We start from the raw sequence: 12,315 nt of genomic DNA, 5'->3' as shown, positions 1-12,315 counted from the left end.
AGAAGGCACGGTAGGCTGAGCCACCGTGCCGAAGAGCCTTGTCCAGTTCTGTGCATCGTTGTCGCGGTCCACGGCGTTCAACCTCTTCATCGTGATAGTCGTCCTGCTGAACGCGGTCGTGCTCGGCCTGGCCACCTACCCACGGTTTTCGGGCGCGGCGGGCGGGGTGCTCGCGGGACTGGAGACCGTGTTTCTGGTCGTGTTCGTGGCGGAGCTCGCGATCCGGCTGATCGCGCATGGCAGGCGCCCACAGGACTTCTTCCGCAGCGGTTGGAACGTGTTCGACCTCGTGGTGATCGGTGTGGCGTTCGTGCCTGGCCTGGCTTCCAACGCCACCCTGCTGCGGATGGCCCGGCTGGCCCGGGTGCTGCGCGTGGTCCGGTTCTTCCCCGCGCTGCGCACGATTCTGGTCGGGATCGCGCGCAGCCTGCCGGGCGTGGCCGGGTTCCTTGCCCTGTCGGCGCTCACGCTCTACCTCTACGGCATGGTGGGCTGGATGCTGTTCGGCGACGTGTATCCGGCCGAATACGGCACGGTCGGGCGGGCCGTGCTCACGCTGTTCCTCCTGCTGTCGCTCGAAACGCTGCCGGACGCGATCGCGATGGGCCTCGCGGTGAGCCCGTGGACGCTGGCCTACTTCGTGTCCTATGTGCTCGTTGCCTCGTACCTCCTGGTCAATGTCCTGGTTGGAGTGGTCATCAACTCGATGGAGGAGACGCGGCAGGCCGAGAAGGCGCGCCCGGCCACCGAGGACGATGCGGGAATTGCGCAGCGGCTGGAAGACCTGCGGCTTGCCGTGCAGGCGTTGGAGGCCGAATTGTCGGTCAGGCAGAAGGGTTCCTGAGATGCTCGCGCAGCTCGGCGTGGCATTCAGGCAGACTACCCATTCGGGAGGCTTGACTTTCTTGCTACCGGCGGCACGGACCCTGGCCAACCCCAACGGCTCCGCAAACAGATGCGGACCCAACCCCCTACGCGGATACCGCCACCCATCGCCCTGACCGAAGCGACGCAACCACACCAGTGCCGAAGACATGTCCACACTGGCCAACGCGACAGTCGCCGGTCGTGGATCTTCCACCAGCGGATCTCAGCCCATGATGACCACAGCCTGACTAGAGCCAGGCTCAAGCCTCCGCCACTACGATCCCAGCCGACTCAGGCCCTGTAAGGCCGTGTCCCGCGCCGGGCCGGTCAGAGGCGTTGTTGCGGTTGCTCGATACCTTCGAGCCATGGCCCAAGGCAACCAGGCATCCACACCGGAGCCTGACCGTTCGCACCCGCTGTACCGGGCGTCGGTCTGGTGGATGCGGACCTTGCCGGTCCCAATTGTCCTTGGCTGCTGTGACATGGAAAGATGGCCAGTAGTGCTCGGCTGGATCGGGCTGGGTCTGGCTATCTCGCTGCCGCTTCGGTATATCGCGGCGTTTCGCTGGCACATGCCGATGCATCAGCTCGATAAAGGCGTGCTCTTCGATGCGTACAGCTGGATCTTCCGCTACTGATGGCATGCGTAAATCTCAACCACTTGGCCAAGGCCGGACCGTGGCCATAGTGTTGAGTATTTGGCCACCGAGAACGAGACCCTACACCTGCGGCGCCACCCCGGTCATCGCGGACACCGTGCCAGGCGCGCTGGCGATGGACCCCAACGATGTGGCGGCCCGGCTGACCAAGCGCACCAAAGCGGTGATCAGCCTGCCGCTGTGGGGTACCCGGCCGACGACACCGCCGCCGCGGCGACTCTTGCCCCGGCAGGGTGCCGCTGATCGAGGACGCCTGCCAGGCCCATGGTACGAAGACCCGGGGCCGGTACGCGGGCACCCTGCACCGGGCCGGGTGTTTCTCCACCCACGACCGAAACGCTCGCCGCGACCACGTTCCAGTTCCCGGTTCACCCGGGTATGCCGGGTCCGGCCCTAGGCTGGGTCGCAGACCGCCTCCGCGCCTTCGCCGAAAGGCCTCTCCCATGACGATCCGTCACTTCACCGCGTCCGCCGTCGTGTTCGACGACGCCGAGCGGGTGCTCCTGGTCCACCACAACAAGATCGGGCTCTGGCTGTACCCGGGAGGGCACATCGACCCGGACGAGACCCCGGGTGAGGCGGCGATCCGGGAGCTGACCGAGGAGACCGGCATCCGCGCCGCCATCCTCGGCCAAACCAACTTCCGGCACTCCGCGGTCGTCGGGCACTTGCCACCGTGGGCGATCATCGAAATGGACGTCACCGACACCAACCACGGCCGGCATCGCCACATCGACATGGTGTACGTCTGCGAGCACTTCGGCGGCGAACTGCTTCCCCAGCTCGAAGAGGTCGGCGGTGCCCGCTGGGTGCCCGTCGCCGACGTGACCAGCCTGCCCACCCCGGCCGAGCTGCCCGAACTCGTAGCCGCGGCGGCCCGATGGTTCAAGGAGCACCGTCACCCGTGACCCTGTGCCCTGGCACAGCCGAAGGCCCGCCAGCGCGTAATCTCTCGTCGCGCTGGCGGGCCGAATGCTAGAGCGCGGAATCAATCCCGGCAGGTCGAGGTCGCAAAGGCCGGATTGGACAAATACAACCGCGTACCCGAAGCCGGAGCGCTGTCTCGGCGTCCCGGTGAGCGGCACCACGACCGAAGACCTCCGGACGGCCTGTTCTCGGGCGGAAGCATCCAAGCCCTCGAAGCCGACCGGCGGCTCGGGTGTCTGCGGGATCGCGCCCGGACCGAGCACCGCGACGTTCGGACCCGGCCGCGCGTGCCGCGCACCGTGACGGGCGGCCAGGTCGAGTCAAGCCGGGCTAGGCCCGGAACGGGCCGGTGATTTCGTAGGTGATGCCGCCGCTGCTCGACCCCGACGTGCCGCGCTGCGACGAGAAGTACAGCCGGTTGCCCGCCGGGTTGAACGCGACCCCGCACAGTTCCGACGAGCTCTGCCCGGTCACCCGCAGGAACGGTGCCACGATGTCGTCGGGCGTGATGATGCAGATTTCCATGTTGCCGCCGTCCTCGGCCACATACAGGTCACCGCCCGCCTTGCCCGTGATGTTGTCCACTCCGGACAGTGGGGCCCCGGAAACATTGTCGTCGTAGGCGATCGCCAGCGTATTGGTGACGGCGTTGTATGCCCACACCCGATTGTCGCCCTTGGTGGTGAAGAAGCATGTGCCGCCGCGATAGTATGCGCCCTCTCCCCCGTTGAACCGCTTCGCGCCCGACACCTGATTGCGTGTCCGGGTGGGGCTGCCGTCGGGATCGGGCACGGTCACCCACGAAAGGACGCCGCCCGACTCGCGCAGCACCTGCAAGGTACCGGATGAAAGATTTCCCCACGTCGATGGCACGAAGCGGTAGAAGCACCCGTCGCCCTCGTCCTCGGTCAGGTAGACAACGCGACGATCGGGGTCGACGGCGGCCGCTTCGTGGTTGAACCGCCCCATCGCCGGGCGCTGCACGGCCGCTGTGCCGCCGCCCGGATAGGTCTCGTAGACGTAGCCGCGATCCACTTCCTCGCATGAAAGCCATGTCCCCCAAGGGGTTGCGCCGCCCGCACAGTTACGGTTGGTGCCGGAAAGGATGCGATAGGCGCCCGTCACCTGCCCCGTGCTGCTGAACCTGACCGCACTGGCGCCGCCCGCCGCGCTGCCGAGCTCCGAATTGGACACATAAATCCATCCGGTACCGTCGGCGAAGCACGCGCCTCCGTCGGGTGCGCCGTGCCAGACATAGGATGTGCCGGTCACGGTCTGGCCGGACCGCGCGATGATCCGGCTGGTGAAGCCCTGCGGCAGCATGATGCCGTGCGAGTTGGCCGCCTGTAGCGGACCGTAGGGGCTCGGTCCGGGCAGCGCGGGATAGGCCATCGCGTCACGGGAGAGCGTGAACCCGAGCGCGACGGTGCTCCCGGCGCCGACGACGGCGGCCCGCAGAAAGTGTCGACGTTCCATACGCCCATCCAAAGTGACAAACATAAATTTCCGGTAAACCCCACCCGACCCCTTCCTCGCCGATCATGAACTTAAATCCATTGGGCGTGCCGGGGCCCGCAACGTCACGATCGACGTTTCACCGGACCCCAAGGTGGGGTATCCACCCCTGTGCGAGGTTTGCCGATCTTGCTGGGCGACGGCGACCATCCTGCCGCCCGCGAGTGGGCCGAGCGCGCCGCCGCGGCCCGCGGCTGCCCCCTGCGCGTCGTCCCGAAAAACGCGATGCTGAGCGAGCCCGCCCAGCTGGTCGTCGTGGCCAGCGAGGGCCACGGGCAGGTGCACGACGCCATCTTCCATTCCCCGAGCATGGACACGGCCATGCACGCCACGTGCCCCGTCGTGGTGATCACCAAACCCGAGCTGCCCGACTCCGACATCATCGTGGCCGGGGTCGACGGTTCGCCGCTTTCCCTTGCCGCGCTTGACTTCGCGCTTGACGAAGCCCGGCTGACCGGCATGCGCGTGCTGGCCGTGCACGCCTGGCTGCAGCCGATCGCGACCGGGCACGACACACTGGTGCCCCTGCCCACCGACCTGGACGCGCTGCAGGCCGAAAACGAGGCCATCCTCAGCGAGGCCCTCGCCGGGGTCCGCACGCAGCACCCCGACCTCGACGTTCAGGCGCAAACCGTGCAGGGCACCGCCGCGACCGTGCTCATCGAGGCGTCCAAGTCGGCCGCGCTGCTCGTCATCGGCTCCCACGGCCGCGGACCGGTCGCCGGCCTGCTGGTGGGCTCGGTCAGCCAGGCCGTCCTGCACCACGCGCACTGCCCGGTGGCGGTTACACACGCCCCTCAAGCGCCTCAGTGAGCCGCTTCTCGAAGCCCGGCGGCATCTCACCCCCGTGCGCGAGCGCGTAGCGCACCCCGGCCCGGAACTCCGCGCTGAACCGCGAATAGTGCGGGGTCACCGGACGCAGCCGGGCCTGCCGCACCGCGTTGAGAAGCGTTTGCGCATATGGGTGTTTGGCTTGCACCTCACGATCCTGATAGACCAGCTCCCGTGTGGCCGCGAACCCACCGCGCTCGAACAGGATCTGCTGGCTGCGCTCGCTCGTCAGGAACTCGATGAGCTCCCGTGCCGCCCGCGGCTGGTCGCTGCGGCTGCTCACGGCCAGGTTTTGTCCACCTAGGACACTCCCGCGCGGCAGCACCGTGGTCTGGAACTTCACCTTCGGCGGGTCGCCGAGCAAGCGGTAGGACACGGGCCAGTTGCGCATGAACACCACCTTGCCCTCATGGAACGCCTGCCGGCTGCTGGTCTCGTTGAAGTTCACCGACTCGGGCAGGATCTGCTGCGGGCGGCCCGGCGACAGCCCGGCGGCCAGGCGGCGCAGGCCGTCGCGCGCCTGCGGCGAGTCGACGACCACCGTGCCGTCGGACCCGACCACCTCGCCGTCGGCGGCCCAGATCGCCTCGAACGCGTTGACCGTCAGGCCCTCGTAGTCGCCCAGCTGGCCGGTGAACCCCGCGACCAGCTCGGGCGGGTGCGGCCCGGCGAACACGTCGTCGATCGCCCGCTGCATGAGCGGCCAGCTGTTGGGCGGGTCGCCGGGGATCAGATCGCTGCGGTAGAACAGCAACCCGGCGTCGGTGTTGAACGGCAACGCCCACAGCTTGCCCTCGTAGTGGCACGCCTCCAGCGGCTTGGCCAGAAATCCCGATGTGTCAACGCTTTCGGCCGGAATCGGCCGCAGGTAGCCGTTCTTGGCGAACTCGGCGATCCACGTGATGTCGAGGTTGAACACGTCGACGTCGGCGCCGCCGGACTGGGCGTGGCCGAGCATCTGGGCGTGGTGCGCGTCGGCCTCCCCGGCCACCACGACGATCTCGGCGCGCGGCCGGCCGGGCAGCGCGTTCCACTGGTCGACCAGCGCCTGCCGCTGCCCGCCCAGACCATCGTCGCGCCCGCTGAGGATGATGAGCGTGCCCGGCTCCAGCCCGCCGGGCGCGCGCTGCACCACGCTCGTGACCAGAAGCGTGGCCAACGCTCCAATCACGACACCCGCGCCCAGCCCCGCCCAGCCGCGGTAACGCATCAGCAGTGCAAGCATCGCTCAGACCCCCTTCCACAGCAGCGTGAACACCTGTTCCAGCGCGGCCTGAAGCCCGGCGAAGTCGGTCTCCAGGCACGCGCCACCCGTGCCCTGCGTCGCCTGCGCCAGCGCCTGCGAGGCGCAGTTGGCCTCGCCCACCGCGACCACGAACACGCGCACGCCCTTTCCCGAGATGTCGCCGAGCATCTGCTGCGCCGTGAGCCCGCCGCCGGAGTCTTCGCCGTCGGTGAGTACCACCAGAGCCCGTGCCGCCTCGTCGCCGGGCGGGAGCGCCCGCACGCCGTCGGCGATTGTCTGGTACAGCGGGGTCGGCCCGACGGGCACGATCCCGTCCAGCGGCGGCAGCGGTGCCCGTGGTCCCACCGGGAGCAGCTCACGCCGCCCGCCCACCGCGGGGAAGACCCACAGCCCCAGCTCATCGCGGCCGCTCGCCATCGCAACGACCCGTGTCACGCCCTGCGCCGCAACGGAAAACCTGCTGACGCCAGCGGCCAGCGGCTGGCGCATCGAGAAGGACGTGTCCAGCGCCAGCAGGATCCGGCCCGGCCGGGTCGCCTGCTCGTGCAGCTCGACCAGGCGCATGTCGTCGGGCGTGGGCCGGCCGTCGCTGACCCCGCCGGGCCGCAGCCCGGCGTTGCTCAGCGCGGTGTGGCCCTCCGGTCCGGTGAGCCACTCGGCGAACGCCCGCGCCTGCCTGGTCTGCTCGCTGCCCGCGTCTGTCCATTGCAGACGGACGAGCGGGTGGTCAAGCGTGCGGGTGGGCGACGGGCGCACCACGGTCATCCGCCGGCCGTGCGCGGACGTGGCCCCGGCGCACTGCCCGCCCAGCGGCATCCCGCGGTTGAACCGTGCCAGCTCCTGCTCCGAGACGATGACCGCGCTGCGCGGGGGTTCGGGCTGGGCGTGCCGGCACAGCAGGCCCGAGAGCGAGTAACCCCCGGCGTCAAGGGCCCGCTCGAACGCGCGCTCGACGCCTCGCGCCTGGCCCGCGTCGAGTGGACGTCCTTGGCGCACACCGAGGCTGTCGTAGACGGCGATGGTCGCGAGCATGCCAACGAGTGAGCCGGACGGCTCGGGGCGGGCCACGTCCCACCCGGATCGCTGCGCGTTGTCGAGTGCCTGCGCCCACGTGAGCTCGCGCGGGTCGACGCCGCTGAGGCCCTCGGGCACGGCCAGCACGATGGGCGACGACGCGACCGACACGGACTCCACATGCGACAGACGATCGCCGGGCTCGGGCGGCGGGAAGTGGGTGGAGCCCGGAAGCCACAGGTCGGGGCGCGGGCCTAACGCGGCAAGGTGCTCGGGACCCCAGCCGCTGGACAGGGCTTCGCGTGCCTTCGCGGGCTCTGCCGGGTACACATAAAAAAGCGTTTTAGGACAACGAAAATTGGATCTGGCCGAGCGCGCCTCGAAGGCTTCCGTGAGCTCGCGGGCCGACGGGAGCCCCTCGGGCGTGGTCAGCACGCGCAGCTGCACCGGTTGCGGGCAGCCGAACAGCTCCACCCGGGCGGCGCCGGCCAGGGGCGGGCCGACTGCCGCGATCAGCCGGCCGGTGAGCACCACGAGCACGACCACCACCACGGCCAGAACCGTCTGGCGCAACGGAAGCGGTCGCACGCTGCGCATGAGATGAAGCGCGCGCTGCCAGAGCTCCTCGATGGTGTCGGACAGGGCGGCCAGGCCCACCGCGATCGAGCCGCCGATCAGAAAACCCCACTGCAGCGCCGTTTCGGGCCAGCCGGTGGACAACTGGCCGGCCGCCATCGCGGTCATGCCCATCGCGGCGACGAAGAAATCGCGTTTCGGCGAGGGCTCTTCGCCGCCTTTGCTCACGCCCCCGACCCTACCCGACCGGGGCAAGCCGCTCTATGTGGCGATCTATCGATCAATCGTCGTCATCGTCGTCGTCGTCGTTGTTGTTGCCCTTGCCCTTGTTCTTGCCCTTGCCGTCGCCGCCGGGTTTTTCTTCCTGCTGTACCGGTTGAGCCACCTGCGCGAGCTGGATCGACTCGCACCGCGTGCCGCCCAGGGCGAAACTCGCGGGCATCGCGTTGAGGGTTTGATACTGGCCCGACAGTCCAAACTGGTGCGAGGCGCCGGGCGCCAGCGCGGCCTGCTCGCCCGGCGGGCGCACGACCACCTGCCGGCCCTGCTGCGCCCACGTGCCGGCCTCGGCGCCGACCAGGGTCTGGTCCCCGGGCCAGCCGAACTCCAGATGCCAGCCCTCGACCGGGGTCTGCCCGCTGTTGTGCACGGTGATCGCGGCGGCGAAGCGCCCGCCCGTGTCGCTGGTCTGCAGATAGGTCACGCGGCAGTTCGGCGGGGGTGGGGCGGCCACGGCGGCCGGTGGCTCCATGACGGGTGGACGGCCGTCGCCACGCGCCATCGCCAGACCGGAGGCGACGACGAGCAGGAGCCCGATTGCCATGCCCGCCAACGTGAACCGGCCGCGACGGGTGAGCACGACCGTGGACTGTTGCGGGGTGCTTTCGGTGTCGGCGGCCGCCGCGACGCCCGGGGCGAACGCGCGCCACGGCAGCACCGCCGTGCCGCGCCCGGCGATCGTGACCTCGCTCGGCGTGGCGTCGGCGAACGGCGGGACCCGGGCCGGGACGCGGGCGATCCTGGCGAAGGCGACCGCGAGCTCGGCGCTGGACGGGCGAGCTTGCGGGTCTTTGGCCAGGCACCGATGGCACAGCTGGGCGACCTGCGCGGGCATGCCCGGGATGGGCGGCAGCGGCGTGGGGATGAGCCATTGATGGGCCTCAAGCAGGCCGGTGGTGGTGTCCACGGCCCACGGAAGGCTGCCGTGCAGTGCGCGATACAGGAGCACACCGAGCGCGTACACATCGACGGCCGGCGTCACGTCCGCGCCCACGAGCCGCTCGGGAGCCACGTATGCGGGTGTGCCCAGGAGCTGGTCGTGGTCGTCCGGCTCGTGTTCGCCGATGAGCGCCGAGATCCCGAAGTCGAGCACCTTGGCGCCGGTCGGGGTGAGCATCACGTTGCTCGACGAGATGTCGCGGTGCACGATCCCACGGGAGTGCGCCGCGGCCATCGCGGCTGCCACCTCGGCCGCGACCGTGACCGCCCGCCGCCACGGCAGGGTCCGGCCCTCGGTCAGGCGGGAGCGCAGCGTTTCGCCTTCGAGCATCTCCATCACCACGAACGGCCGCACTTTTCCATCGCCGTCGTCGGCCTCGCCGTAGTCATGCACGTTGAGGATGTTCGGGTGCGACAGGCGCGCGGCGGCCTGTGCCTCCTGGCGCAATCGCACGACGAAGGCGGGATCGTTGGCCAGGTCGGGACCGAGCACCTTGACCGCGACCCGCCGGCCGAGCACCTCGTCGTGCCCCCGCCACACCACCGCCATGCCGCCCTCGCCCAACCGCTCGATCAGGCGGTAACGACCACAAAGCAGCTCGCCCACGACACAACGTATTCCCGCGCGCACGGAGAACTAAACCGCCGCCCGGCCGAATATCCGATGTGGACAGTCGGCCGCCTGCGAATCCTCCCAGGTCGACCACCGGATCTGGTTGTACTCCGCGCCGAGGTGCACCGCGTGCAGGTCGTTTCCGATCAGCGCGACCGCCGGGCCCGGCCGTGGTCAGGGAACGTGCCCTGGTTCATTGCCGATGCCGATGCCGCTCTCCCATCCGTTAGATTTGACTTATATAAGTGGTACCTGAAATACTCCCGGTCATGGAAGACTTCATCAGCGAACTCGGCTTGGTCCAGCGCGAGCTGAGCATCAAGGACGAGCTGAAGACCATCGTGATGCGGCGCAGTTACGACGCCGAGATCGAAGACGTGTGGGACGCCGTCACCAACCCGGAGCGGCTGCCGCGCTGGTTCCTGCCCGTGTCGGGCGACTTCCGGCTGGGCGGGCGCTACCAGATCGAGGGCAACGCGGGCGGCGAGGTGCTGCGCTGCGAGCCGCCCCGGCTGCTGCGGGTCAGCTGGATCTTCGGCGAGCCCAAGGAGGGTGACTTCAGCGAGGTCGAGGTGCGGCTGTCCAAAGACGACGATGGCACGACCCGGTTCGAGCTGGAGCACACGGCCACCGTGCCGGACGAGATGTGGGCGCAATTCGGTCCGGGCGCGGTGGGCGTCGGCTGGGACGGCGCGCTGCTCGGCCTCGCCCTGCACTTTCGCGGCGAGCTCGCCGCGCCCGAGGAGCGGGCCGCGTGGATCGGGTCGCCGGAGGCCAAGCGGTTCAACACGGCCGCAAGCGAGCTGTGGGGCAACGCCCACGCCGCGGCGGGCGCGAGCCCAGAGCAGGTCGAAGCCGCAGTCCGCGCAAGCACCCAGTTCTACACCGGCGAATAACCCCGCCCTTTCGCGTCGATCATGAACTTACGTCCATGTTCGACGGCGTGTCTTTGCATCAACTTCATGGTCAATCCGACAGGGCCGGCGGGAGGCGGGCGTCAGTCCGGCGGGAGGCGGTAGACCGACACGTGCGAGCGCGACTCGGCGGTGAACTCGGCACCGGACCAGTCCGCGTGCCGGGACTCCAGCTCGAACCCGGCCAGCTGGGCCATGAGGTCGAGCTCCGCCGGCCAGATGTAGCGGTGCGGAGTGCGCTCCAGCCGTGCCTGCCGGCTCTCGTCGAACCGGAAGTGGTGCGAGACCACGTGCTGGCGCAGGACATCGTAGGTGTCCAGTCCGATATAGCCGGGGGCGGCCGTGAACACCACGGCCTGCTGCCCCGGTGGGAGTTTGCGCAACTCCGGCACCCACAACTCGATCACGAACCGCCCACCGGGCACGAGATGGCGCGCGGCATTGCGGAAGCACTCGACCTGCTCCGACTGCGTGAGCAGATTGGAGATCGTGTTGAAGACGAGGTACACCAGCGTAAATTTGCCCGGGGCGAGCGCGGTGGCCATGTCGCCCATGACGACCGGGATCGCCGCTTCGTCGGCCTTGGTGCGCAGCTGAGCGACCATCGCGTCGGACAGCTCGATGCCGGTGACGGGCACCCCGCGCTCGGCAAGCGGGATGGCGACACGGCCCGTCCCGATGGCGAACTCGAGCGCGGCCCCGCCCCCGGCGAGTTCGGCGAGGCGATCCACTGTGGGCCCCAGGACGTCGGGGGCGAACATGCCGGTGCCCGGTGTGTCATAGCGCTGGGCTACCTCGGCGTCCCAGATGTCCTCTTGGCGCATACTGCCACGATCTCCGTTGCCGGCGCTCGCTGTCCAGCGGTTTACGGGCAAACGGCCGTCAATAGATGCTGACGTGCACGTGGTTGGTATGGTCGCCGGCGGGCGCGTCGCCGCAGTTGGACCCGGTCGAGTTGTAACGGCGCCAGCCGATGCTGACCTGCCAGATCTGGCAGTACCACACCACATACATGACGCCGAGCGCCTTCGCGTTCTTGATGTAGAACGCCGCCACCTTGTCGCCGTAAGTCCGGTTGTTGCCGCCCGCCGAGCTGTTGACGAAGCCGTTCTGGAACGCGGCCCAGTCGCACGCGCGGCCCTTCGGATGCTCGCCGTCGCCGCCGGAGCGGTGGCACGACACGTGCCAGTCGTAGCCGACCCGCCAACCCTCCCGCAGCGCGTGCAGGTTGCGCGGGGTGCTGCAGCCCGAGGGCGTGGTCGGGTCGTCTTCAGAGCAACTCTGGCTGGGCCAGCTGCCGTCATCGTTGCGCGGGGCCGGATTCGCGCTCGGCGCGGCGCCGACGAGATTGTTGACCCGCGTGCTCGTGCCGGCGCTGTTGCCACCGCTGACCGCGGCGAGCGCACGCTCGGCCGCGATCTTGCGCTTGTTCATCTCGTCCACCGCGACCTGCTGCTCGCCGACCTCGCGGTCGATGCCCGCCTTGGCGTCGGCCGCGCGGCGCTTCGCGTCCAGCAGGGCGACGAGGCTGCCCTGGTCGCGCTGGGTCATCTTGTCCAGTGCGGCGGCGCGCTCGATGAACGCGTCAGGGCTGGAGGAGTTGAGCATCATGCCGATCGCACCGAGGCGCCCGTTTTTGTATGCCTCGCCCGCGTAGCGCGCGACGCCCGCGCGCACCTTGGCCATGTCTTCCTCCGCCTTGCGCAGCTTGCCCTCGAGCTCGGCCTGCCGCTGCTTCGACGCGTCGAGCTTGGCCTCGGCCTCGATGTAGGCGGCCGAGGCCGCCTGGAGGTTGTCGCGCAGGGTCTGCAGGGTCGGTGTGCTGCCCTCGTTGGGCGGGTTGGTCGGCGCCGGCTGTGCGAAACCCGAGGCGGCCGTTCCGAGGACGAGTGCGAGCACGACGAGTGTGGAGGTTGCCACCCGAAGCCGCATCAC

General features: G+C 69.3%; 11 protein-coding genes and 2 pseudogenes. 7 read left to right on the top strand and 6 right to left on the bottom strand.

The features are described 5' to 3' along the window. The first annotated feature begins 25 nt into the window (after positions 1–25). From DM816_RS05145 to DM816_RS05135, 5 genes and pseudogenes are all read left to right on the top strand, one after another. Complete coding sequence (locus DM816_RS05145; protein WP_117208898.1) at positions 26–844, top strand: ion transporter; 819 nt, start codon at positions 26–28, stop codon at positions 842–844. 388 nt (positions 845–1,232) lie between these two features. Then, the gene (locus DM816_RS42215; protein ID WP_162907127.1) at positions 1,233–1,505 is read left to right on the top strand and encodes a hypothetical protein; all 273 of its coding nucleotides are present in this window, start codon (positions 1,233–1,235) and stop codon (positions 1,503–1,505) included. Further along, positions 1,477–1,656: pseudogene (locus DM816_RS45465) on the top strand (hypothetical protein); the annotation flags it as partial. The gene DM816_RS42215 and the pseudogene DM816_RS45465, both read left to right, overlap by 29 nt. A 103-nt stretch (positions 1,657–1,759) precedes the next feature. Then, positions 1,760–1,810, top strand: a pseudogene (locus tag DM816_RS45150) (hypothetical protein); the annotation flags it as partial. A gap of 159 nt (positions 1,811–1,969) precedes the next feature. Next, complete coding sequence (locus DM816_RS05135; protein WP_117208920.1) at positions 1,970–2,434, top strand: NUDIX hydrolase; 465 nt, start codon at positions 1,970–1,972, stop codon at positions 2,432–2,434. Between the two features lie 349 nt (positions 2,435–2,783). On the opposite strand, the gene DM816_RS05130 is transcribed toward DM816_RS05135, so the two are convergent. Further along, positions 2,784–3,929: an alkaline phosphatase PhoX gene (locus tag DM816_RS05130; RefSeq protein ID WP_117208897.1), complete on the bottom strand. Its 1,146-nt coding sequence runs from the start codon at positions 3,927–3,929 to the stop codon at positions 2,784–2,786. Positions 3,930–4,079: 150 nt separating this feature from the next. On the opposite strand from DM816_RS05130, the gene DM816_RS05125 reads away from it, so the two are divergent. Then, the gene (locus tag DM816_RS05125) at positions 4,080–4,781 is read left to right on the top strand and encodes a universal stress protein (protein WP_211588550.1); all 702 of its coding nucleotides are present in this window, start codon (positions 4,080–4,082) and stop codon (positions 4,779–4,781) included. On the opposite strand, the gene DM816_RS05120 is transcribed toward DM816_RS05125, so the two are convergent. From DM816_RS05120 to DM816_RS05110, 3 genes are read right to left on the bottom strand one after another with little or no spacing between them, the layout of a single operon-like run. Further along, the gene (locus DM816_RS05120; protein ID WP_117208895.1) at positions 4,753–6,024 is read right to left on the bottom strand and encodes an extracellular solute-binding protein; all 1,272 of its coding nucleotides are present in this window, start codon (positions 6,022–6,024) and stop codon (positions 4,753–4,755) included. The two genes, DM816_RS05125 and DM816_RS05120, sit on opposite strands and share 29 nt — an antisense overlap. A gap of 3 nt (positions 6,025–6,027) precedes the next feature. Then, entirely contained in the window at positions 6,028–7,863 is a 1,836-nt protein-coding gene (locus DM816_RS05115; RefSeq protein WP_117208894.1) for a vWA domain-containing protein, read from the bottom strand. Positions 7,864–7,915: 52 nt separating this feature from the next. After that, on the bottom strand, positions 7,916–9,460 hold the full coding sequence (locus DM816_RS05110) for a serine/threonine-protein kinase (RefSeq protein ID WP_117208893.1): 1,545 nt from the start codon (positions 9,458–9,460) through the stop codon (positions 7,916–7,918). 275 nt (positions 9,461–9,735) lie between these two features. Here DM816_RS05110 and DM816_RS05105 point away from each other — a divergent pair, with 275 nt between their 5' ends. Beyond that, positions 9,736–10,362, top strand: coding sequence for an SRPBCC family protein (locus tag DM816_RS05105; RefSeq protein WP_117208892.1), 627 nt, complete (start codon positions 9,736–9,738; stop codon positions 10,360–10,362). A gap of 101 nt (positions 10,363–10,463) precedes the next feature. Here the strand turns inward: DM816_RS05105 and DM816_RS05100 are convergent, their stop codons facing one another. Then, a complete protein-coding gene (locus tag DM816_RS05100) occupies positions 10,464–11,204 on the bottom strand; it encodes a class I SAM-dependent methyltransferase (RefSeq protein WP_117208891.1) in 741 nt (246 codons plus the stop codon). Positions 11,205–11,262: 58 nt separating this feature from the next. Beyond that, the gene (locus DM816_RS05095) at positions 11,263–12,312 is read right to left on the bottom strand and encodes a coiled-coil domain-containing protein (RefSeq protein ID WP_246001578.1); all 1,050 of its coding nucleotides are present in this window, start codon (positions 12,310–12,312) and stop codon (positions 11,263–11,265) included. Between the last annotated feature and the right edge of the window lie 3 nt (positions 12,313–12,315).

The organism is Allorhizocola rhizosphaerae, from assembly GCF_003426775.1.
GTDB lineage: Bacteria > Actinomycetota > Actinomycetes > Mycobacteriales > Micromonosporaceae > Allorhizocola > Allorhizocola rhizosphaerae.
This window is presented reverse-complemented; position numbering and strand designations above follow the sequence as displayed.